The 23968-nt window shown below is 41.4% G+C and carries 19 protein-coding genes; 11 read left to right on the forward strand and 8 right to left on the reverse strand.

The window, feature by feature from the left end; translation table 11 throughout:
* Nucleotides 1-381: 381 nt before the first annotated feature.
* From clpB to rluD, 3 genes are all read right to left on the reverse strand, one after another.
* Nucleotides 382-2955: an ATP-dependent chaperone ClpB gene (clpB, locus tag ACWU4D_RS13590; protein WP_456051982.1), complete on the reverse strand. Its 2574-nt coding sequence runs from the start codon at nt 2953-2955 to the stop codon at nt 382-384.
* A gap of 129 nt (nt 2956-3084) precedes the next feature.
* Nucleotides 3085-3804, reverse strand: a complete 720-nt coding sequence (gene pgeF, locus ACWU4D_RS13595; protein WP_456051983.1) for a peptidoglycan editing factor PgeF — start codon at nt 3802-3804, stop codon at nt 3085-3087.
* On the reverse strand, nt 3804-4784 hold the full coding sequence (rluD, locus tag ACWU4D_RS13600) for a 23S rRNA pseudouridine(1911/1915/1917) synthase RluD (protein ID WP_456051984.1): 981 nt from the start codon (nt 4782-4784) through the stop codon (nt 3804-3806). The genes pgeF and rluD overlap by 1 nt, the downstream gene beginning before the upstream one ends.
* A gap of 152 nt (nt 4785-4936) precedes the next feature.
* Here rluD and bamD point away from each other — a divergent pair, with 152 nt between their 5' ends.
* From bamD to yjjX, 6 genes are all read left to right on the forward strand, one after another.
* Nucleotides 4937-5662 (forward strand): outer membrane protein assembly factor BamD, encoded by a 726-nt coding sequence (bamD, locus tag ACWU4D_RS13605; RefSeq protein ID WP_456051985.1) that lies wholly within the window; start codon nt 4937-4939, stop codon nt 5660-5662.
* Nucleotides 5663-6096: 434 nt separating this feature from the next.
* A complete protein-coding gene (gene hpf, locus ACWU4D_RS13610; RefSeq protein WP_456051986.1) occupies nt 6097-6426 on the forward strand; it encodes a ribosome hibernation-promoting factor, HPF/YfiA family in 330 nt (109 codons plus the stop codon).
* Nucleotides 6427-6602: 176 nt separating this feature from the next.
* The gene (locus ACWU4D_RS13615; RefSeq protein WP_456051987.1) at nt 6603-7781 is read left to right on the forward strand and encodes a chorismate mutase; all 1179 of its coding nucleotides are present in this window, start codon (nt 6603-6605) and stop codon (nt 7779-7781) included.
* 159 nt (nt 7782-7940) lie between these two features.
* Nucleotides 7941-8984 carry a polyamine ABC transporter substrate-binding protein gene (locus tag ACWU4D_RS13620; RefSeq protein ID WP_456051988.1) on the forward strand — a complete coding sequence of 348 codons (1044 nt, stop codon included), beginning with the start codon at nt 7941-7943 and terminating at the stop codon, nt 8982-8984.
* The gene (locus tag ACWU4D_RS13625; RefSeq protein ID WP_456051989.1) at nt 8968-11307 is read left to right on the forward strand and encodes a putative bifunctional diguanylate cyclase/phosphodiesterase; all 2340 of its coding nucleotides are present in this window, start codon (nt 8968-8970) and stop codon (nt 11305-11307) included. Before ACWU4D_RS13620 ends, ACWU4D_RS13625 begins: the two co-directional genes overlap by 17 nt.
* Nucleotides 11279-11794: an inosine/xanthosine triphosphatase gene (yjjX, locus tag ACWU4D_RS13630; protein ID WP_456051990.1), complete on the forward strand. Its 516-nt coding sequence runs from the start codon at nt 11279-11281 to the stop codon at nt 11792-11794. Before ACWU4D_RS13625 ends, yjjX begins: the two co-directional genes overlap by 29 nt.
* Here yjjX and trpR read toward each other — a convergent pair.
* Entirely contained in the window at nt 11791-12096 is a 306-nt protein-coding gene (trpR, locus tag ACWU4D_RS13635) for a trp operon repressor (protein ID WP_456051991.1), read from the reverse strand. The two genes, yjjX and trpR, sit on opposite strands and share 4 nt — an antisense overlap.
* A 58-nt stretch (nt 12097-12154) precedes the next feature.
* Nucleotides 12155-14116 carry a transglycosylase SLT domain-containing protein gene (locus ACWU4D_RS13640; protein ID WP_456051992.1) on the reverse strand — a complete coding sequence of 654 codons (1962 nt, stop codon included), beginning with the start codon at nt 14114-14116 and terminating at the stop codon, nt 12155-12157.
* Between the two features lie 279 nt (nt 14117-14395).
* Between ACWU4D_RS13640 and ettA the strand changes: the two genes are divergently transcribed.
* Nucleotides 14396-16063 carry an energy-dependent translational throttle protein EttA gene (gene ettA, locus ACWU4D_RS13645; protein ID WP_456051993.1) on the forward strand — a complete coding sequence of 556 codons (1668 nt, stop codon included), beginning with the start codon at nt 14396-14398 and terminating at the stop codon, nt 16061-16063.
* 106 nt (nt 16064-16169) lie between these two features.
* The gene (locus ACWU4D_RS13650; protein ID WP_456051994.1) at nt 16170-16550 is read left to right on the forward strand and encodes a PilZ domain-containing protein; all 381 of its coding nucleotides are present in this window, start codon (nt 16170-16172) and stop codon (nt 16548-16550) included.
* A gap of 88 nt (nt 16551-16638) precedes the next feature.
* On the opposite strand, the gene tyrA is transcribed toward ACWU4D_RS13650, so the two are convergent.
* Both tyrA and ACWU4D_RS13660 read right to left on the reverse strand, forming a co-directional pair.
* Nucleotides 16639-17763 carry a bifunctional chorismate mutase/prephenate dehydrogenase gene (gene tyrA / locus ACWU4D_RS13655; RefSeq protein ID WP_456051995.1) on the reverse strand — a complete coding sequence of 375 codons (1125 nt, stop codon included), beginning with the start codon at nt 17761-17763 and terminating at the stop codon, nt 16639-16641.
* 15 nt (nt 17764-17778) lie between these two features.
* A complete protein-coding gene (locus ACWU4D_RS13660; RefSeq protein WP_456051996.1) occupies nt 17779-18855 on the reverse strand; it encodes a 3-deoxy-7-phosphoheptulonate synthase in 1077 nt (358 codons plus the stop codon).
* Nucleotides 18856-19166: 311 nt separating this feature from the next.
* Between ACWU4D_RS13660 and ACWU4D_RS13665 the strand changes: the two genes are divergently transcribed.
* Together ACWU4D_RS13665 and btsR are read left to right on the forward strand one after the other, a co-directional pair.
* Nucleotides 19167-20885 carry a LytS/YhcK type 5TM receptor domain-containing protein gene (locus ACWU4D_RS13665; protein WP_456051997.1) on the forward strand — a complete coding sequence of 573 codons (1719 nt, stop codon included), beginning with the start codon at nt 19167-19169 and terminating at the stop codon, nt 20883-20885.
* Nucleotides 20879-21592, forward strand: coding sequence for a two-component system response regulator BtsR (gene btsR, locus ACWU4D_RS13670; RefSeq protein ID WP_456051998.1), 714 nt, complete (start codon nt 20879-20881; stop codon nt 21590-21592). Before ACWU4D_RS13665 ends, btsR begins: the two co-directional genes overlap by 7 nt.
* Before the next feature lie 37 nt (nt 21593-21629).
* Here the strand turns inward: btsR and nagZ are convergent, their stop codons facing one another.
* Entirely contained in the window at nt 21630-22616 is a 987-nt protein-coding gene (gene nagZ, locus ACWU4D_RS13675; protein ID WP_456051999.1) for a beta-N-acetylhexosaminidase, read from the reverse strand.
* Nucleotides 22617-22790: 174 nt separating this feature from the next.
* On the opposite strand from nagZ, the gene ACWU4D_RS13680 reads away from it, so the two are divergent.
* The gene (locus ACWU4D_RS13680) at nt 22791-23945 is read left to right on the forward strand and encodes an anhydro-N-acetylmuramic acid kinase (protein WP_456052000.1); all 1155 of its coding nucleotides are present in this window, start codon (nt 22791-22793) and stop codon (nt 23943-23945) included.
* The last annotated feature ends 23 nt before the right edge of the window (nt 23946-23968 follow it).

Genomic DNA, 23968 nt, shown 5'->3' on the forward strand with positions numbered 1-23968 from the left:
TTGAAACCTAAGTTACTTCTAAGAAGTAAAATTGATTATCATCAACGAGTGCCCACACAGATTGATAGGTCTAAATTTTTAAAGAGCGCTCTTCGTGAGTCATCACTGAAGAGGCGGTTATTCTAGCGATATAACTTAAAGTGTCAAACACTTTTACAATTTAGTTTTTATCAGCTTAAACACCTAACCAACTTGACGTACCGCCCTGTTGGTGTTGGCGCATTATAGGGAGTTAACAAAACTTGGCAATAGCAAAAACCATTATTTTTTAACTTTTCAAACCGACAGGTTAAAGAGTAGACAATCTGCCCATTTTATCTTCTTTATTTTAGTGAAAAGGCAAATTTACACTCGCCTTTCTTTCTAATAACCTTTCTAAATTTATTGTGTCATAACCAATTGGCCATTTTTCACTTTTAGATTGACAGCTTTGCCAGGTAATAATTGCCCACTCAAAATACTTTTAGCTAGGGGGTTTTCTACCATTTGTTGAATTGCTCGTTTTAACGGCCTTGCTCCATAGACAGGATCAAACCCAACTTCCGCGATAAGCTCAAGAGCATTTTTACTTAAATTTAAGTCATAATCTTTTTCTTGCATCCGTTTACGCAAGCGTTCTATTTGAATAGATGCAATCGACGCGATCTGTGCTTTACCTAACGGGTGGAACACTACGCTTTCATCGACGCGATTTAGAAATTCAGGACGAAAGTGCTTACCAACCACATCCATAACTTTCTCTTTCATTTGATCGTAATCGAGATCGTTAGCATTTTCTTGAATATGATGAGATCCTAAATTGGACGTCATAATGATAACAGTATTACGAAAATCTACCGTCCTCCCCTGGCCATCCGTTAATCGTCCGTCGTCGAGTACTTGCAATAAGATATTGAAGATATCCGGATGCGCTTTTTCTACTTCATCTAATAAGATAACGGAATAAGGTTTACGTCTAACAGCCTCGGTTAAATAACCACCTTCTTCATAACCAACATAACCAGGAGGAGCTCCGACAAGTCTCGCAACAGAGTGCTTCTCCATAAATTCTGACATATCAATTCGAACCATGGCTTCTTCACTATCAAACATAAAGTTTGCTAATGTCTTACACAGTTCCGTTTTACCGACACCCGTTGGGCCCAAGAAAATGAATGAACCTATAGGACGATTCGGATCTGATAATCCAGCTCGGCTGCGTCGAATTGCATTGGCAACTACTTCTACCGCTTCTTTTTGACCAATGACTCTTTTATGCAGTACTTCTTCCATGCGTAAGAGCTTTTCTTTCTCAGCTTCTAGCATTTTGGATACGGGAATTCCGGTTTGCTTTGATAACACTTCTGCTATTTCTGCATCCGTAACGTTATTGCGTAATAGCGTCATCTCTTGCATTTCAGCTTGCGCCGCAAGATCTAACTGTCGTTCTAATTCAGGAATTCGACCATATTGCAGCTCAGACATCCGATTTAGATCGCCAGCTCGCCGTGCAACATCCATATTCATTCGCGCTTGTTCTAACTCGGTCTTTATATGTTGAGTACCGGATAACGCTGCTTTTTCCGCCTTCCAAATTTCTTCTAACTCAGCATAATCACGCTCTTTCTCGCTCAATTCGTCGTTTAAGATATTGAGTCGTTTCTCACTGGCCTCATCTTGCTCATTAGAAAGCGCCTGTTGCTCTATCTTTAATTGGATAATGCGTCGCTCTAATTTATCCAGTGACTCGGGCTTTGAATCTATCTGTAAACGAATACTCGACGCTGCTTCATCAATCAGGTCAATCGCTTTATCGGGCAATTGGCGATCAGATACATAGCGATGTGAAAGTGTGGCTGCGGCAACAATCGCAGGGTCGGTAATATCAACATGATGGTGAAGCTCGTAACGCTCTTTAAGGCCACGCAAAATAGCAACCGTATCTTCAACCGTTGGCTCATCCACCAACACTTTCTGAAAACGTCTTTCAAGTGCAGGGTCTTTTTCTACATACTGACGATATTCATCTAGCGTAGTGGCACCAACACAGTGAAGTTCTCCACGAGCTAACGCTGGCTTTAACATATTACCGGCATCCATTGAGCCTTCACCTTTACCAGCACCAACCATAGTGTGAAGTTCATCAATGAAGAGAATCACATTCCCCTCTTCTTTGGCCAATTCATTTAGAACAGACTTTAATCTTTCTTCAAATTCACCACGATACTTTGCTCCTGCGACCAATGATCCCATATCGAGTGACAATACTCGCCTTCCGCGTAACCCTTCTGGAACTTCGTTGTTTATAATACGCTGAGCAAGCCCTTCAACGATTGCCGTTTTACCGACACCAGGCTCACCGATAATAACGGGATTATTCTTGGTACGACGCTGAAGCACTTGAATGGTCCGGCGAATCTCATCATCACGACCAATAACAGGATCGAGTTTGCCCTGCTCTGCTCGTTCTGTCAGATCTACCGTATATTTCTCTAACGCTTGGCGAAGCTCTTCAGCATTTTGATCATTTATTTTTTGTCCACCTCGGATCTGATCTATCGCACTAGAAACCTTTTTCTCATCCAATCCAACCAGTTTGAGCAGTTTTCCTAGTGGGCCTTTATCATCAAGTGCTGCCAGTAGGTAGATTTCCGAAGAGATATATGCATCTTGACGCTTCTGTGCCACCTTATCGCACACGTTGAACAACGAGCCAAGACCACTAGAAAGTTGTACATCACCACCAATACCACTCACTTTCGGAAGACGGTCGAGAATTTCACCTAACTTCGATCTCAATTGCATGATATCGATATTGAGTAGTGTAAATAGAGGTCGAATTGGACTGCCATTTTGATCGAGCAAAGCAACCATCAAATGTACTGGCTCGATATATTGGTGATCACGCCCAAGCGCTAGAGATTGGGCATCTGAAATTGCTATTTGGAATTTACTTGTAAAACGGTCAAGGCGCATAAGACACTCCTCATCTAATTCTGTTTTTGCTATTAAATTGATAAGCAACTGATAAGAAAATGGATACGAATTAAGCAGTTTTCAAGGGGGAAAAAGGAAAAGAATGAATAATGGTGAATTCAGTATGAACTATTCAAACCAGATAAATGTAGCTTGACGCCCTGTCACACCATCACGTCGGTATGAATAAAAAGAATCAGAGTCATTGTAAGTGCAAAGATCGCATGACGTCACTTGACCAATACCTGCACGATTTAGCCGTTGCGTTGCCAATTGATAAATATTCGCCACCCATTTACCTTCACCTCGACCAGAAACAAAAGCAGTACTCGCTCCAGCATCAAACTGACAAAATGCTTCAACGACATCTTCGCCCACTTCGAATGCACTCGGGCCAATTGCCGGACCAAGCCAGGCAAAAACGTCATCATTAAAATGTGATAAAGCTTGTTCTAATATTCCGTCGGATAAACCTCGCCAACCGGCATGAACCGCAGCAACCTGAGAACCTTGACTATTACAGAGTAAAACTGGAAGACAATCGGCAGTCATTACACCACAGACAAGGTTTGAACACTTAGTGAACGACCCATCGGCATCCAGTATTTGCGTTGTCGGCTTGGTGAGTTCAACAACATTTGTAGAGTGTGTCTGATTCAGCCACACCGGAGAACTGGGCATAGATAGTTGGTCAACAACCGATTGGCGATTTTGCATGACACGGTTTGGATCGTCTCCAACATGCATACCTAAATTCAGACCTTTATACTCAAGTTGAGATGCCCCGGTTGCACGCATCGTTGCATACGCTTTTACATTTTTTGGGGCATTCCAATTAGGCGTAATCATTAATCAAGCAACTCATCTCGACCATAAAGCACGGTATCTTCACGTAATGCTTCGGTAAGCTCTACCATGTCATCTGGAATTGGAGCATGAAACTCTAACTCTTCACCTGTGATAGGGTGAGCGAAACGTAGCATAGCAGCATGAAGTGCTTGGCGATCGAAATTACGAATCATGTCCGTTAACTCGTCGCAAGCGCCTTTTGGTATGCGTGCACGCCCGCCATATGCGCTATCGCCCAACAAAGGATGTTGAAGATAGGACATATGAACACGAATTTGGTGCGTTCGCCCGGTTTCAAGACGAAGGCGAATCCGAGAATGTTCTCGAAAATGCTCTGCGACACGATAATGAGTAATAGCGGGTTTCCCCATCGGACTCACAGACATCAATGTCCGTTTCGTCGAATGACGACCAATTGGTTTATCAACCAAACCACCAGCTGTCATTTTACCAATCGCAATCGCTTCATATTCACGCGTAATATTGCGTTTTTGTAATTCTCGAACCAGCTTAGTTTGAGCGGGTACTGTTTTCGCCACAACCATAAGTCCAGTTGTGTCTTTATCCAAACGATGCACAATTCCAGCTCGAGGAACTTCCGCAATCGGAGGAAAATGAAACAGTAGTGCATTCAACACTGTACAATCTGGTGTACCGGCTCCTGGGTGAACCACGAAATCGCGAGGCTTATTGATGACTAAAATATCGTCATCTTCGTAAACGATATTTAGAAAAATATCTTGAGCTTCCCAACGTTCTTCATCTTCCAATTCCGCTTGGAGCACCACTTCCTCACCGCCAAATACGCGGATTCTTGGTTTGGTGATAACCTTGCCATCGACTTGAACCTTGCCATCGACAAGCCACTCTTTTAATCGAGAACGAGAAAAATCAGGAAATATTTCAGCGATCGCTTGATCCAAACGCTGACCTAGTTGACTATCTTTTATTGTACTTTTTAATTCAATCTGCTGAGCCATATCGAACTTTTTCATAAACCTAGAGACTAAAAGCCTCTAGTAGGGATAAAATGATGGCTTATTCTATCTGTTACTATACAGAAAGTAACGAAACCTTTTTGAAACATTCATTGTCTCTGGACTATTTGAATAATTAGGAAATAACTTCTGACATGAAATATCGCGCAATCACTGGATTAATGACGCTTGCTTTATTAGCTGGTTGTTCAACACAAAAAGTAATGGTCCCCGACATTCCAGCCTCGGATCTTTATGCAGAAGCACAGTTTTCTTTGGAAAAAGGAAGTTGGACTGAAGCCATTAGACAGTTGGAAGCGATCGATTCTCGCTATCCATTTGGTGCGTACTCCCAACAAGTTCAGCTCGATTTAATCTTCGCGTATTACAAATCGGAAGACTGGGCATTAACGTTGGCCGCAATTAATCGTTTTGTGCGCCTCAATCCAACTCACAAAAAAATTGATTGGGTCGTCTATATGCGTGGATTGACTCATATGTCTCAAGATTCGAGCATGATGCATGATCTATTTAACGTTGATCGAAGCGATCGCGACCCTGAACCAGTTAAAGCGGCATTTAATGATTTTAAACAATTACTACAGCGCTACCCTTCTAGCATTTATGCGAAAGATGCTCAGTTAAGAATGTTGGCGTTGAAGAATCGATTAGCGAATTATGACCTAGCTACAGCTGAATATTATTTGCGTAGAGAAGCTTGGATATCGGCCATTAACCGTTGCCAGGAACTACAAAAATCTTATCCAGACACGGTTGCCGCAAGAAAAGCACTTAATATTCAACTTAAAGCTTATGAGCAATTAAAGTTATCCAAAGCGGCTGCGCATACGAAAACGCTAATTGAGTTAAACCCAATTTGATGTTTTAAATGGTAATTCTGACAATACGATTAATTAAAAAAAGCGTTCCTAATATCTTGGACGCTTTTTTACTATTTGAGGCAAAATAACTCAGGGTCTATTGATCGAATATGATCAACTGAGGAGAGTGAGAGCTAAGAAGGTAGAATAAATCATATTGCATACAAACCAAGTAGCACAACCTTCAAAAAAAATCGAGTTAACTCCCTAAAAAACAAGTGATTTTTTAGCGAACCCTAATTAACAACTTAACGACTATCGGTGAAAATTCAAGTTATCATCACAAATAAATTTCTACTTTTTGCAAGTGATCACGTTTATCTTGCACGATAATAAATAGCCCAGAAAATGTGATTTATATCACATTTATTTACTGTTAAATCGGTAATCTGAAGTTAACCCATAAGGGAAGGCAACAGAGGAAAATATGCTATATGAAAATAAATATCACAGGTAAGAACATCGAAGTCACCTCTGCAATCCGAGACCATATAGAAGGTAAGTTAAAAAAACTAGAAAAATGGCAAGTCGACATTATTGGATGCCAAGCAAGTTTTAGTGAAGAGCCCAACAAACAGAAAAAATTTGAAGCAACAATTACCATACCTAAAGGACAATTAAATGCTTCAGCACATCACGAAGATCTTTATGTTGCGATCAATGATGTGGAACAGAAATTAGAACGTCAGCTCAATAAAATTCGACATAAACCAGAAGCACGTCGCTCCGAAAAAATAGTAGCGATTGATAACGAAGAAGAATGAATACTAAGAATAGCGCCGACCGGCGCTATTCTTTTGTCTGTAATATCCCCTCTTATCTATTTTATTAATTTGTATTTCAGACTAAAATCGTTCGACATATTGTTGCACTATCGGTTGTTTATAAGCCACTATCGGCAATTCCCTCGAATGCTCTTGTTTTACTTACGGAAATTACTATGGCAAGTCAGAAATACTCTTTAGAAAAAATTCGCCTCCGGCTCAACGAACTAGATGATCAACTTCTTAGTTTGCTTTCTGAACGCCGAAAATTGAGTATTGAAGTAGCAAAAAGTAAGGTCGAAACAACAAAGCCAGTTCGAGATGCTGAACGTGAACAACAATTATTAGTAAAACTTATCCACAACGGTAAAGATGAATACGAACTTGATGCAGAATATATTACTAAGATTTACCACACGATCATTGAAGATTCTGTGCTGCTTCAGCAATCATATTTACAACATCTTGCTAACCCACAGCAAAACCGAAAACCACATGCAAGAGTCGCCTACCTAGGTTCTCAAGGATCCTATTCACACCTAGCGACACGCGAATACTTCAGTCGAAAAAACATTGATCTCATTGAGTTAAATTGTGAGCAATTCAAAGGTGTAACCAAAGAGGTTGAATCTGGCTATGCTGACTTTGGGGTTCTACCGATTGAAAACACCAGCTCAGGGTCAATCAATGAAGTCTATGACCTACTCCAACATACTACGCTGTATATTGTAGGTGAATTAACGCTGCCCATTGAGCACTGTCTAGTCGCAACCAAAGAAATTAATGTTGATGATATAAAGGTTCTCTATTCTCATCCTCAACCCCATCAACAGTGCAGTGAGTTCTTACACCGCCTTGGAGACATCAAACTAGAGTCATGTGTAAGCACCGCTGATGCAATGAAAAAGGTAAAAGAATTAAACCGTGACGATATTGCCGCTATTGGTAATGCATCTAGTGGCAAGCTTTATGGTTTACAACCGATTTTAGGTAACATCGCCAACCAAACTGAAAACCATACTCGCTTTATCGTTGTCGCTCGAAAACCCGTTGAGGTATCCACCCAAATCCCAGCAAAAACCACCTTGATAATGTCGACCGCGCAAACAGCTGGTTCGTTAGTTTCGGCGCTACTAGTACTACAGAGATTTGGTATTAATATTATTAAATTAGAATCGAGACCAATTATTGGAAATCCCTGGGAAGAGATGTTTTACGTTGATCTCGAAGCACATAGAAATTCACCAGAAATGCAAAAAGCGATCACGGAATTAACAGAGATTACTAAGTATCTAAAAGTTCTTGGATGCTACCCAATTTACAATGTAGCTCCTACACAAGTGATGCAAAAGTAAGACGAGATCACCTTTTGAGGAATAGGTATGCTGACAGTATTCAGCACACTGTATACAATAGATGACTTACTAATATAAATATCAATTTATCCATCAATGTTTGATATTCGCTGTCTTTGATTAAGGCAGTTTCTTTTTCTAGAGAGCTCCTACTGCACGATGAGATATCTGATCTATATTTGTCTATCACTAGTACCTTTCTCTTTTGTATTCGCAAATGAGAAAGCGCTAAACCTTTACTTTTGGGAAGATACACTATCACCAGATATCATCGCTAGTTGGGAGGCCCTAAGTGACACTAAGATTTCACTCTCACATTTTGACAATGATGATGAACGCAATTTATTGATGCTCAATAGTATTGAGCTGCCTTTTGATATTGTTTTACTTGATAACGTTTCTGCACAAATATTTTCACGACAAGACGCTTTTGAAGACCTATCAACATTAAGCAACCGGAAATACAATGAGTCTCGCTGGAATGAAGCCTGCGGCAATAATGCAATTCCGTACTTTTGGGGAACTGTCGGCATCCTTTACCGTAAAGATCTTGTAAGCCCAGCACCACAAACGTGGAGCGATTTGATTCAGCCCAAAGAAAAACACCGTGGACACATAGGTTTGATAGAAGACAGTGTAGAAACCTTGCTACCAGCATTAAAAACACTGGGATACTCTCCTAATACAGACAATATTGACCAGCTAAAAGCGTCTTATCACCTAATGACTGAATTTAACAAAGATGTGTTAACCTACGAATACGCCCTTAGTTATGTAAGAAGCCATCAAGATAGTAGCGCATTACACATGGCATTAGCCTACAGTGGTGACCAATTCTCCTTAAATCGTTTTTTTCACTCCGATCAATGGGACTTTGTTACTCCCGAAGGTTCACCATTTATATGGGTTGATTGTATTGCGATAAACAGCAATTCGAAACAAAAGGAGCAAGCCAAAGCATTTCTTAATTACCTGATGTCTCCTCATGTAGCCGCAGAAAATGCACTGTATATCGGTAGTTCTCCGGCTAATAAGGCTGCTCTGGAATTTCTTCCGGATAGCTTTAAAAATAATCCCAGTTTTTTTCTGGATAAAACTCGTTTAAGCAACGCAACTCTTGACCAAGAACTTACTCCTGAAAACCTAAGTATTCGGGCCAAAATCACCAATAATTTGTTTAATCAGTATGAAGCTCAACCGTAGAATTTTATTACTTATCGCACCCGTTATTCTCTTCAGTGCGGCGGCATCAAGTTACATTATTTATGAGATCCAAAAAGATGCGCTGCTCAAGAGAACCGATAGCTATTTACAACTCAATATGGAAAAGTTGGCAGGACATTATCGTCAGACCAATTCTATTCTGAGCGGCTACACCTATACCTTGACTAAAAGTGATATAATTCAACGCTACTTTTCCCATGAAAGCAATCCAATTCGTGAACTAGAGCTGATTGATAACCTGCAGCAAACAATTAGCAGTTTTCAACCCAAAGATGATCAGTTTATTGCTCTCTCGATTTTAGATGCTCAAAAAAAACCGATGTACTACACAGAGCACAGTGACGATCCGTTCGCAACGATGGATCCCCTCGTTCTGCATCACTTCAGTGAAGTCTATGACACAACAAACCAAAATAGTTTTGTTGGTTACAGTGAAAATAAAGACGCAGAAGGCATCTTACTGCGTTACGAAGCCCTTGATATTAAAACGCTAAAGCCCCCGCTGAGTTACAAAAAGAGCGAGATTATTTTCGTTGTTGTCTACTCAAAGCTAGAGCGATTTAATCAACAGCGTAAAGAATTAGAGAACAGCAATAAAAGCTCGATATATTTCTCTACTAAGCCTACTGAGAAAGTCGGGTTACACCAAAGCGTTGAATTGCAGTCAAATTTCTATGCGAACCTCGACCCTGCGCCATACATTCTGCAAAATAAATTACACGACATTCAAAAACAGCTCATTATTGCATTTAGTTTTTCGGCTTTATTAACCGTATTGCTGCTTGTTATCTCTTTGTATAAGCATGTCATCCAACCAATTTCACGGCTCGATAACCAACTGAAAGAAGTGGAAAGTAATAAACGCAAAAATATAGAAATTCTTGACTCCAAAGATGAAATTGGCCGACTTTCTGCTCGTTTCTACGCCATGTATAGCGAATTGGAAGATGCTTATCATCGGACAAAAATTCTAGCAGAACGGGATCATCTAACCAAACTTGCCAATCGACATCAGTTTCAACGACACACTGAAGCTGTTTTGACTCAAGAACATATCCACGTTTGGGTCTTATATATTGATATGGATAACTTCAAATACATCAATGATAAATATGGGCATCAAATTGGCGACTCGTTACTTATAAGTTTCGCAAACCATATTCATGATCTTTGTTCTGAATTTAACGCGTCTCATCATACGTTTGGGCTAGCGTCGCGCTTATCCGGAGATGAATTTGCCATCTTGCTTCATACGCCATTCCACCAGCCGGATTGTGCCGATGAATTTGCCTTAAAATTGCTGAGTTCTATTCAACATCGTATAACATCACCGCAAGGGAGTTACCCCATAACAGCAAGTATCGGCATCGCAACCTACCCACAAGATGGTGATAATATCGAGAAGTTACTCTCAAACGCTGATACTGCAATGTATCAAGCTAAACGTGCAGGTAAAAACCAAATCGCACATTACTCAGTAGAGCTAGATACTGTGGTTCAGCGACGAGGAAGTATTGAGCGAGCGTTACGTGCAAGCAACTTTGACGAAGAATTTAGCCTTGTGTATCAACCATACTTTACCTGTAAAAATTGTTGGTTTGCGGGATTTGAAGTATTACTGCGTTGGGAATCTAAATCCCTCGGATATATCTCTCCAGAAGAGTTCATTCCGATTGCAGAGCAAACAGGGTTATTCGGAACCATTGATCGTTGGGTAGTGAAAAAAACATTCGAACAGTTCAGCGAAGTACAATCATTATTTAGCAAACCACAGAAGTTAGCCGTTAATTTATCGTCGGCTGAATTAAACTCAACGCAGCTTTCTGAGTATATTGCACGACATACCGAAACCTACGATGTTGACCCAGCAATGATTGAATTTGAAATCACTGAAACTTTTGCGTCAGAATCACAAAGTTTTCCACTGTTACATGAACTATCAAATCTTGGTTTTGATCTCACCATTGATGATTTTGGTTCTGGCTATACTTCGATTTCTCAATTGGTGCAGTATCCAGTACAGAAAATTAAGCTCGATAGGCTTTTTCTGGATACTTTAATTGCCAGTAAAAAACAGCAGGTTATAAAACCACTTATCGATTTATGTCATTCACAAAATATGAAAGTGACTGCTGAGGGGATTGAAAGTGAGGAGATGAATAAGCTGCTAATTGATTATAATTGTGACTATCTCCAAGGCTTCTACTTCGGCCGCCCGATGACACTCGAAGAGCTTCCTAAATGGATTCAAACAATTAAGGTAATTGCTAACGATGATGCAAGTAATCATAACGTCGCGTAATCCCGCTAAAATATCGGCAGTTAGTAACGCATTTACAACATGCTTTCCCAATGAAGAGTTTCAGTTTATTGGTATCAAGGTCGAAAGTGACGTTCGAGATCAACCAATGAGCGATGAAGAGACTCGCCAAGGTGCTGTAAATCGTATCGAAAACGCTAAGCAACAATACCCTGACAATCATTACTATGTCGGCATAGAGGCGGGTATTGAAGGAAACGCAACCTTTGCCTGGATGATCATTGACAGTAGCAGCCAACGCGGTGAATCACGTTCAGCAAGTTTAATGTTACCTCCTGTTGTGCTTTCAAAATTAAATGACGACAACGAACTGGGAGAGGTAATGGATGAGGTATTTAATACTTCAAATATAAAACAGAAAGGAGGGGCGATTGGTTTGCTCACTCATCAACTCTTGACTCGAAGTTCTGTGTACGAGCAAGCACTCATTTTGGCGTTAATCCCTTTTCAGAATCCAGAGCTATATTAACTTTTTTGGGTACTATTGAATAATTCCCCTATTTGGGCCTTTTGCGACTCTTCAAGGCCTTTAAGTTCATTTGAACCTCGAGTAATGGTCGCGATACCCACACCTAACATTTGACTGATTTGACGCTGCGACATATCGCCGCGCAGCAGCTCAACTATAATATTGGCACGTGAAACCAATGCATCGCGCTCATCAGAAGTCAGCAAGATGGTTAGTAGCTGTTCTTCTTGACCATTTTTCACGGCCTCTCTAACCAATTCAATAAATGCAGACCAGTCTTCGAAACTAGGGGTTGATGTCATACTTGTACTCGCTAGGTGATACACACCTCTATTTTAGAGATAAGTATCCGTAATGGAATTAATATTTTGAATTAATTTCATTTTCTTTTAGAAATGGACGCTCTATACCTAGCTGATCACGGTAATAGGTTTCAAACATTAGGATATTCTGTACGTAACGACGCGTTTCGTTAAAAGGAATCGATTCAATAAACTGATACGCGTCAAGCCGACCAGCACGCTCACTCAGCCAGCGATCGACTCGATGTGGGCCTGCATTATAGGCTGCAAGTGCCAAGATACGATTCTGATTATATTTCTTCATTAGTTCGGCAAAATAAATTGAACCTAACTCAATATTTTTATCAGCTTCATAGAGCTCTTCACTACTTTGAAGTTTTACTTGATATTTCTTCGCGGTATAGCGAGCCGTTTTCGGCATCAATTGCATTAAGCCTCGAGCGCCAACACCAGAGCGGGCAATATTATCAAGCGCACTCTCTTGGCGGGCCAACGACAACAATGTAATAGGATCTAACTTTTGTTTTTGTGCTGCCTCGGTAAAGTTATCTAAATGAGCAACAGGAAAACGCAGCGTTACATTGCTCCATAATTTAGCTTGGATAGAAGCGACAACACCGTAATGTGACCACTCTTTTAATAATGCATATTGTGCAAGCATCGCCTTTTGTTCAATCGACGAACGTTTTAATAACCAGTACCATTCACTGCGCGCCGCACTTCCTTTATCACGAGCTAACAGCTCTTCAATACGAATCAAACTGCTATCAAATTCGGCAAGCAATTCAGGTTGGTATTCAATTTGATCCGTTGGATATTCAACGGGCTTATCGAGAATATTTGCTGCTGAAACACTGTAAAAATTGCGTAACCCAAGTAACTTACGTAGCCGCTCTTTTCCGGAAATAGTCTTGCCTAACGCAATTTCGGAACGGCCCAACCAATATTGCCACTCTGGTTCTTGTTGAATATCGTCACTCAATGCAGAGATCATTTGATGAGTTGTTGTCCAATCAGTTAGCTCAATTGCATAACGAATTCTTTGAGATACGACTTTTATATTGGGACTTTGCTTAAAAATTTCATCATTCCAACTAGCAAGCTTCGTATCTTGGGTTTCCATAAGTCGAAGTGCTATTTTTTCACTCAATGCTTGAATTACACCTTGCTCATCTTCTTTTAGCTTTGTCGAATTCATGTCGCTTAACATTGCTTGAACAGCTTTCGTACTAACATGGGTAAGTCGCGCTAAACCCAAATCAATCATTTCCCAGTCATACTTCTTACCGGTATTAACGACCTTGATATACCCTTTAACCAACTGAGGTTGTTCGTATAACTTAGATATTTGTTGTGCGCGTTTCTTACTTGTAGAACTCGTTAACTTTTTGGCTAAATATCCCATCAAGCGCGGATTATTCTCTTTAAATGCTAACTCAATCCGCTGGAGAATATGTTCATTAGTAATTTTCTTCTGGTTAAACAACTGAGAAAATAACGGGTCACATTCACTGGCAACACTGTCACCTGATAGCCACAATTTTAGCCCGCCATCTAGAGCTTGCTGACGGTCACCTTTATGCCACTGTGCAGTATTGTAGAAACATTGACTCACTTCTCCTTTTGGCTCTGTACGAGAAAATTGAAGCAGTTTGTTCCACTGTTTCGATTGACCAAGCAGCTGCAGGTAAGTCTTACTAATCACATTAGAAAAGGGCAATTCTTGATATGTTTCAATGAAGCGTTGTACTTCTTGCGGTGACCGCTGCTCCAAACCAATTAGAAACGACCGATATTCTAAATAAGGCGTAAGTGGATAGCTTGCCAGTTTACTTTTTACTTTTTGGTAGCGTTGCGGAGTGCGGGCATCAAACCATTGTTGAGCTTGGTCGTACAACTTTCGTTGCTGCTCAAGTTGGCTGTTCGCCAATGCGGCGCTTGCTGTTTGCCAAGAACCCATAAGCGTAACTAGAATCAACGTCTTTGTGATGCCCTTACACTGATAATCTATCCTACTCATATTCCGCAACAACCTTACTAATGAAATAAATTGATATTTTAATTGTAGACCGTAGTCGAAGCTAACCGTGCCCTATCTTGCAAAATTAATTGTACAAATCCAATCACATTCACCAAACATCACAGAAAAACATTCACTTAACAGTATTCTTAACAACATTTAAATAAGAGTAATTACTGCTTTTCAATAGCTAAATTAGATCGAGATAGTAACAATAGCGAATGCTTTAGTATAAAATATTTAGCTTAATTCATTAGTTACCATTAGGAATGATCGGCAATGGCTGAATACGTATATACCATGTCACGGGTGAGCAAAATTGTTCCCCCGAAACGACAAATTCTTAAAGATATCTCTCTTAGCTTTTTTCCTGGTGCCAAAATCGGTGTACTTGGCCTTAACGGCGCAGGTAAATCAACTTTACTTCGTATCATGGCTGGTATCGACAAAGATATCGATGGAGAAGCTCGTCCTCAACCTGGACTCAATGTCGGCTACCTTCCCCAAGAGCCTGTCCTTGATGAATCAAAAACAGTGCGTGAAATTGTTGAGGAAGCTGTTTCAGATGTTGCCGATGCATTAACCAGACTCGATGCCGTTTATGCAGCCTATGCTGAAGAAGATGCTGACTTTGATGCTTTAGCAAAAGAGCAAGGCGAATTGGAAGCTCTAATCCAAGCCAAAGATGGACACAACTTAGAGAATGCGCTTGAGCGTGCGGCAGATGCTTTACGCCTACCAGAATGGGATGAAAAAATCGCAGTACTTTCTGGTGGTGAGCGTCGCCGTGTTGCCATCTGTCGTTTGCTACTCGAAAAACCCGACATGTTGTTGCTCGATGAACCAACTAACCACTTAGATGCGGAGTCCGTTGCTTGGCTGGAGCACTTCTTAGTTGATTACAGCGGTACTGTTGTAGCCATTACCCACGACCGCTATTTCCTCGACAATGCAGCGGGTTGGATATTGGAACTTGACCGTGGTGAAGGTATCCCATGGCAAGGGAACTATACTTCATGGCTTGAGCAAAAAGATGAACGTTTAAAACAGGAATCATCACAAGAAAGCGCTCGTCAGAAAACCATCGAGAAAGAATTAGAATGGGTGCGTAAAAACCCGAAAGGCCGACAAGCTAAATCAAAAGCTCGTATGGCTCGATTTGATGAACTGACTACCACCGATCATCAAAAACGTAACGAAACTAATGAACTATTTATTCCACCAGGTGAGCGTCTTGGAGATAAAGTTCTTGAAGTCAACAACCTCACCAAATCATTTGGTGATCGTGTATTAATCGATGATTTATCGTTTAGTATGCCGAAAGGGGCAATTGTCGGTATCATTGGTGCCAACGGTGCGGGTAAATCTACCCTATTCAAAATGTTAAGCGGCACTGAACAACCAGACTCAGGTAGCATTGAACTTGGCGACACGGTTAAACTTGCTTCCGTTGAGCAGTTCCGTGACAGCATGAACGACAGTAACACCGTATTCCAAGAGATTTCAGAAGGTAGCGATATTATTCGCATCAATAACTTTGAAATCCAAGCTCGTGCTTATTGCTCTCGTTTCAACTTTAAAGGTGTGGATCAGCAAAAGCGGATTGGCGATCTTTCAGGTGGTGAACGTAACCGTGTTCACCTAGCGAAACTGCTTAAGGCTGGAGGCAATGTATTGCTTCTCGATGAACCGACCAATGACCTAGATGTTGAAACGCTACGAGCATTGGAAGAGGCCTTACTTGAATTCCCTGGTTGTGCCATGGTTATTTCCCACGACCGTTGGTTCCTCGACCGCATTGCGACACATATTCTTGATTATCGTGATGAAGGTCAGGTCAACTTCTACGAAGGCAACTATACTGAATATACCGAGTGGTTGAAACAGACATTAGGTGCTCAGGCAGCTGAACCACATCGAATCAAATACAAACGCATTACTAAGTGATGCTTTGATATCATGACTTGATGTAAGGGCTGCCGTTTTAGGTAGCCCTTTTTTTGTTTTCTAGACACGATAACCACCTTATTTAGAGCAAATAAGAGAGATTCACATGACTGAAAGACGACGTTTTTCCAGAATTATTTATCGAGCTCCAGCGTTGATTACTTATCAAGGGCAAACTATCAAATCGACCGTTCAAGACCTTTCATTACATGGGGTTCTTTTACTCTTGAATGGTGAAAATACCTTTAATTGTGGAGACGAAGTAGAGGTTGAACTTACGTTACCAGAGAGTGATATTATGATTCATATTGCCGCTCATGTAGTTGAAACTGACAACACCACAATTCGAGCTCGTTTTGGCAATATTGATATTGAGAGTATTAGTTACTTGCGACGTTTCGTTGAACTCAATGTCGGTGACGATTCTCTTTTACATCGAGAGTTAGAGCATTTAACCGATTTAGCCGATCATATGGAAGAAGATTGATCCTTTTCTATTGATACCGTCAAAAATAAAACCCTGCAATCAGATTGCAGGGTTTTATGCAGTTGTTCCATTCAATTTATATCTGAGCTTAGCGCTGAATTGAATCACTCGCCTGCTTCAACAGATGCTGACTTTCTGACATAAACTGCTGAGAGTAATCCCCAAACCAATCACTTACCGCATTAAAGCTGGATACAAAACCTTCTTTATCACGATTTTCAATCAACTCTAACGCTTCAGTAAAACGTTGGTGAAAGCGTTTAATCATTTCAATATTCTCTGTAGACGACAGAATAATATCACCGTATAGATCTGGGTTTTGACAGAACAAACGTCCAACCATCGCTAACTCAAGCCGATAGATTGGTGAACTCAAGGTCAGTAGTTTATCCAAGTCAGGATTCTCTCGTGACAAATGCATCCCGTAAGCAAACGATGTAAAGTGCCGTAATGCTTGAATCAAACTCATACCTTGATCATGAGAATCTGCATTGATCGGGCATAAATACGCCCCCCAAATCCGCATCTGCTCTACTAACCATTGATAATGCTCTTCACCTCGGCCGTCACAATAGACAACGACCTGTTTTGCCAAGCTAGGCACATCTGGACCAAACATAGGATGAAGACCAACAACAGGACCTTGGTGAGCTTCCATCATTGCAGTTAACGGCTCACCTTTGATAGACGTCAAATCACACAAAATACAATCATCAGGAAGATTGGTTAAGCGAGAAATAACATCGACCGTTTTATAGATCGGTACGGTTACAACCACCAAGCCTGCATCTTTCAATATGTCATCAGCACGATCCCAATCTTGGCTACCAAGGATTTTGACGTTATAGCCAGAAAGGGTAAACATTCTCGCAAATAAACCACCAAGCTGTCCTTTACCACCAACAATCACGATAGAGCGTAGATCTGGCTTTAAACATTTAAAGCCAGCATCCTTTTCACTCGCATAAGATTCACGCATCGTACGACGCAAAATATCTTCAATCAACTGGGGTGGCACGCCTTGACGAGTCGCCTCTTCTCGGCGTGAAGCCAACATAGCCGCTTCACGGTCAGGGGCGTAAATGGGTAACCCATGTTTACTTTTTACTTCCCCAACCTTCTCAACCAGTGACAAACGACGAGCAAGAAGTTGCAATATCTGTTTATCGACATCATCAATTTGGTCACGTAACTCGTTGAGTTCAACAGCCATTTATTCCAACCTCTCTTACTCTTTGATCAAACGTTTTGCTAAAAATGGAGCCAATTCTTGGTGCGTCTTGCGAAGTAGCGCTTCAGTTGTCTCCCAATCAATACATCCATCGGTAATCGACACACCGTATTCCATTTCCGCAAGAGGGAGATCTGATGATTGATTACCCGCATTAATGTGACTTTCTATCATTAGACCATTAATCGATTGGTTACCATTGCAAATTTGCTGAATAGCATCTTCCGCTACTAATGGCTGACGACGGTAATCTTTACGAGAATTAGCATGACTACAGTCTATCATAAGAGAAGGTTCCAAATTGGATTTAGCCATCTCTTGTTCACACTCTGCGACCGATACTGAATCATAGTTAGTCTGCTTGCCACCACGTAGAATTACATGCCCATTCGCATTACCTTGTGTTGTCAGCAATGCAACTTGACCTTCTGAATTAATGCCCATAAAACGGTGACCAGACGCTGCAGCTTGCATCGCGTTAATCGCAGTTCCTAGGCTACCATCGGTTCCGTTTTTAAAACCAATCGGCATCGATAAGCCACTTGCCATTTCACGGTGAGTTTGTGACTCAGTAGTACGAGCACCAATCGCAGCCCAAGTGAACGTATCGGCCAAATATTGTGGGCTAATCGGATCAAGTGCTTCAGTGGCTAGCGGAATTTCCATTTCAGCTAACTCAACTAATAGCTGACGACCAATATGAAGTCCTTGCTCGATATCAAAACTACCATCAAGATGTGGGTCATTGATCAAGCCTTTCCATCCAACTGTTGTTCTAGGTTTTTCAAAGTACACTCGCATAACGAGGAACAATTGATCGCTTAACTCTTCCGCAATCTCTTTAAAGCGGCGAGCGTACTCTTTCGCCGCATCAAGATCATGAATAGAACAAGGACCGCATACGACTAAGAGTCGATGGTCACGCTTATGGATAATATCCGCAACGGTTTGACGAGATTGCTTAATGTATTCCCGAGCATTAGCACTTAATGGCAATTTTTTCTTTAGTTGTTCTGGTGTAATCAAAACTTGTTGGTCCACTATATTGATATCTGATAAGTCACTTTTAGCCATGCTATTCACCCAGTATATAATTCTTTACAAATGTTCCTGTTCGAAACTCTTTAGCTGTTACTCAGCTCTTGAGGTGAACAATATCATTTTAACTGAACATTACAAGTGTAAGATAATAAAAACAGAAAGTGTAAATATTATTTTACACTATCTGTTTATTAATATAGAAACACTTATAATTATAGAAAATAGAAGCATATTTCGTACAAAATAATATACACATGTAAATTTTGTGTATTTTTGAAACGTCTCCCTTTTATTTTCCCATAATTGAGTAAAATATAATTATCATTTATTCAAATAACCTTGCTATGGACTTAATCCTCTCTCTCCTGCAACAGATGTGCGTATATTTGGTTTTAGCGTACCTCTTAAGTAAAACCCCATTGGTTTTGCCATTGCTCAATGTCCCTACTCGACTCGACCATAAGCTCGCTACTTATGTCCTCTTTTCTCTATTTTGCATTATGGGAACCTATTTTGGCCTACAAATAGACGATGCCATCGCCAATACACGAGCAATTGGTGCGGTTATGGGTGGGTTATTTGGGGGGCCTGTCGTTGGCGTTGCTGTAGGATTAACTGGAGGGTTACACAGATACTCACTCGGAGGCTTTACCGATCTCGCATGCGCGATATCGACGACAACAGAAGGACTTGTTGGTGGGCTACTGCACAGTTACTTGATGAGTCGAAATAAGAAAGAGTGGCTATTTAATCCCGGGATTGTGTTTAGCATTACACTGGTCGCCGAGGTCCTTCAAATGTCGATTATTCTTGCTGTAGCGCAGCCCTTTGATAAAGCCTATGCACTGGTTTCAACTATCGCGATACCTATGCTCATTGCCAACTCTATTGGTGCCGCACTATTTATGAGTATTTTGCAGGATAAGCGAACTATTTTTGAACAATACTCTGCAACATTTTCACGCCGAGCACTGCGAATTGCAGAACGGTCTATCGGCTTACTTGCGGAAGAATTTGAAGCAAAGAGTGCCAAACAAGTCGCCAAGATCATCTATGAAGAAACCAATGTCGGAGCCGTTTCCATTACTGATCAGGATAAAATTTTAGCCTTTATCGGTATTGGTGATGACCACCATAAACCAAACACACCAATCTCTTCTGATAGCACCCGCCAAGCAATAGACGACAATACTATTATCTACCTTGATGGTAACGAACACCCTTATCAATGCTCTCTTAGTCATGAATGTAAACTAGGGTCGGCGCTGATTATTCCTCTGCGTTCAGGGGACCAAGTCGTGGGAACCATTAAGCTTTACGAACCAAAACGTAAACTATTCTCTTCAATCAATATGTCCATGGCAGAAGGCATCGCAGAACTGCTTTCAAGCCAAATTCTCTATGGACAATATCAGCAGAAGCAAAGCCTGCTCGGCCGCGCTGAGCTCAAATTACTGCAAGCACAAGTGAACCCGCATTTTTTGTTTAATGCACTCAATACAATTAGTGCGATTACTCGACGAGATCCTGATAAAGCAAGAGAACTCATTCAACACCTCTCCCAGTTCTTTCGCAGTAATCTCAAACAGGACATCGAAAACGTCACTTTGAAAGAAGAACTGGCACACGTAAACGCCTACCTCACTATAGAGCAGGCACGCTTTAGTGATCGTTTAACCGTGATTATCGACATAGAACCACATTTACTTTCAGTTCGCCTACCTAGCTTCACATTACAGCCTCTAGTGGAAAATGCGATAAAACATGGCGTATCAAACCTTCTCAGCGATGGCGTTATAAAAATTTATAGTGAAGCACAACAAGATGGATATTGGATCATCGTCGAGGATAATGCTGGGTGCTATGTGACTCCAGATGAACATCATGATGGTTTGGGCATGGAAATTGTCACAAAACGATTAACAAACCTATTTGGATCAAGCTCAAAATTGGACATCGAATCTATACTCAACAAATCGACTCAGATGAGTTTCTTTATCCCTAGCGATGCAATAGAAAGCTCCAATCACACTCCACAACACGAAGAGAATCATTCATGTTAAGTGCGCTTATTATCGATGATGAAATGTTAGCTCGAGAGGAGCTTATTGCTCAATTGGAGCATTGCAATCATATTGACATAATAGGTCAAGTCAGCAATGCGATAGAAGGTCTCAAGGCAATACAGCGCCAAAAGCCGGATATCATATTTCTCGACATTCAGATGCCACAGGTGACCGGAATAGAACTTCTAGCAATGCTCGACCCTGAAACTATGCCTTATGTTGTGTTTGTTACTGCTTACGACCAGTATGCGGTTCAGGCATTTGAAGACAACGCCTTCGACTATTTGCTAAAGCCTATCGACCAAAAACGATTGGAAAAGACCATCAAGCGTTTAGTAAAACAAACGCATCATAAACAAGATCTTTCGGCCATTACACCAACATTAGATCAAATCCCTTGCATTGGCCTAAATCGAATCTTATTGATTGCCACCAATGATGTGGAGTTTGCCTTTAGTGACGTATCAGGTGTTCAAGTTCAAACCATGCAACAACAAGCAACGAGTCAATTGTGCTTAAAGCAATTAGAAGCCAAAACAACACTGCTGCGCTGTCATCGCCAGTATTTGATCAATCCAAAAGCCATTCATGAGATTAAGCTATTGGAAAATGGTTTGGCGGAAGTCATCACCCGAAGTCAACATTCAGTTCCCGTAAGCCGACGCTACCTAAAACTCCTCAAAGAGTCTCTGGGAATGATCTAACTGCCACTCAAAAGCCTTAAAATAAGATGGGCACTAGTTACTGATTGATGATTAGTTTCATTGTCTCACTTGCCTCTTTCCACTCAGTACTGGATTTTAAGTCTGCCAGCGTAAAAGCGGTGCTTTTTAACATATTAGTGGCTGTTGGCACTTCCATTATTGGTAGGTTATCGATGACTTCAACCGCCTTAGTCGGATCGTTACACACCAAGATCATGTCACACCCAGCCGCTAACGATTGGTGAGCTCGTTCGACCACGTTGCCCATCACCGATGCCCCTTCCATACTAAGATCATCTGAGAAAATAATACCGTTAAAGCCTACCTGTTGGCGTAATATCTGCTTCAACCAAAACGTAGAGCCACTTGCAGGTTGGTCATCATAATGTGGGTAAACCACGTGTGCAGGCATCACCGCATCCAGTAATTGAGCGTCAATTTGAGCCTTGAATATCGCCATATCTTGCTCAAATACTGAGTCTCTTGGATCTGAAGGTAACTCAAAGTGTGAGTCAGCCAATACGGCACCATGGCCGGGAAAATGCTTACCGGTCGTTGCCATACCCGCTGTTTTCATCCCATTTAAAAAAGCCGTGCTATAGCGAATCACTTGCTCAACAGATTCTCCAAAAGAGCGACTGCCAATCGCCTTTGAATCGAACCCTTTATCTAAAACTGGGGCAAAACTTAAATCAATATCATGAGCAATCAATTCGGCAGCCATTAACCAGCCCCCCTGATCAGCAAACGAAACCTCTTTTGAGTAATTCGCGTAATCTTGCGCCGCCGGAAGAAGAGTAAAACCTTCACGAAAACGCTGAACACGCCCACCTTCTTGATCGACGCCAATAATGATCGGCGATCCTGCCGCTTGGCGAATTGAACGATTAAGGGCGACGAGCTGTTCACTATCGTAATAGTTTCTCGCAAATAAAATCACACCACCTACCGTTGGGTGTGCGAGTATCTCTTTCTCTTCCGCCGTTAATTCATAACCCGCGACATCTAACCACAAAGGGCCCATATCTGATCCTTGCTATCTAAATCTATGATTCTATTCTAGCAAGCAACACGTTGGCATTGGAGCACTATCTTGAGATTCAACGATGTTAGTGAGACTATTGCACCATAAATAGCTCAGCAAGGCTTTGGTGACACCGCTGGCAGCAGACATTCCAATCTAAACAGGCAACTAAAAATGGCAACGAACGAACCCGAATACTATATTGGCGTCATGTCTGGCACGAGCTTAGACGGTGTCGATGTCGCTTTAGTCGAATGCCAACAGTCATCGTCTCGTCTCATTACGCACTATTGTCATCCGATGCCAGATAGTCTCAAGCAGCAAGTCACTAAAATTAGCACTGGACAAGCACTGTCTATTAAAACATTCGGCGAACTTGACCACCAACTTGGCCAACTCTTTGCCGATGCCGTACTCGCATTGCTGGCATTGCCCGAATGCACAATAGAACACACAAAGATTCGAGCAATTGGGAACCACGGCCAAACAGTATTCCACCAACCGGAAGGTGAAACGCCATTTACCTTGCAATTGGGTGATGCCAATATTATTGCAGCACGAACAGGGATTGAAACCATTGCTGACTTTCGCCGCAAAGATATGGCGTTTGGAGGTCAAGGTGCGCCGCTTGTTCCTGCTTTTCATCAAACGCTTTTTGAATCCAATAACTCGAGTTTGATTGTGCTTAATATTGGCGGCATTGCCAATATTTCCGTATTCACGCCAGATGGTCAGGTCGTGGGCTATGACACCGGCCCCGGCAATGGTTTGATCGACAGTTGGTGCTATCAACACACTGGAAATAGATTTGATTGCGGTGGCAAATGGGCGCAACAAGGAAAGGTAAATTCGGCATTTTTGTCGCAAATGCTTAGCGATCCCTTTTTTAGTAAACCCGCTCCTAAGAGTACTGGAAGAGAGTATTTTCATCTTGATTGGATTCGCAACCAAATCGAATTGTGCGATGAAGAAATGACGCAGCAAGATGTGCAACGAACCCTTACCGAACTGACAATCAGCAGTATTGTTGCTGAAGCCGTCTCTCATCAAGCAGGCTCTTCTCCTCAATTATTGGTCTGTGGCGGAGGCGTACAAAACCCTTTAATCATGCAACAGCTAAAACAACAACTTCCAGCGTGGCAAGTAATGACGACCTCTCAGCTAGGTATTGATGCCGACTTTATGGAAGCGATGGCTTTTGCCTGGTTAGCCTATCGACGAGTTCACAACCTACCCAGCAACTTGCCGCTGGTTACAGGGGCAAGCAAAGCGGTAAGTTTAGGGGTTATTTACCCAGCCGATAACATTTCAGATATCGATCGTAACTAACTTAGATTCTACACATAACTAAT

It is taken from the genome of Vibrio phycocola, assembly GCF_053850235.1.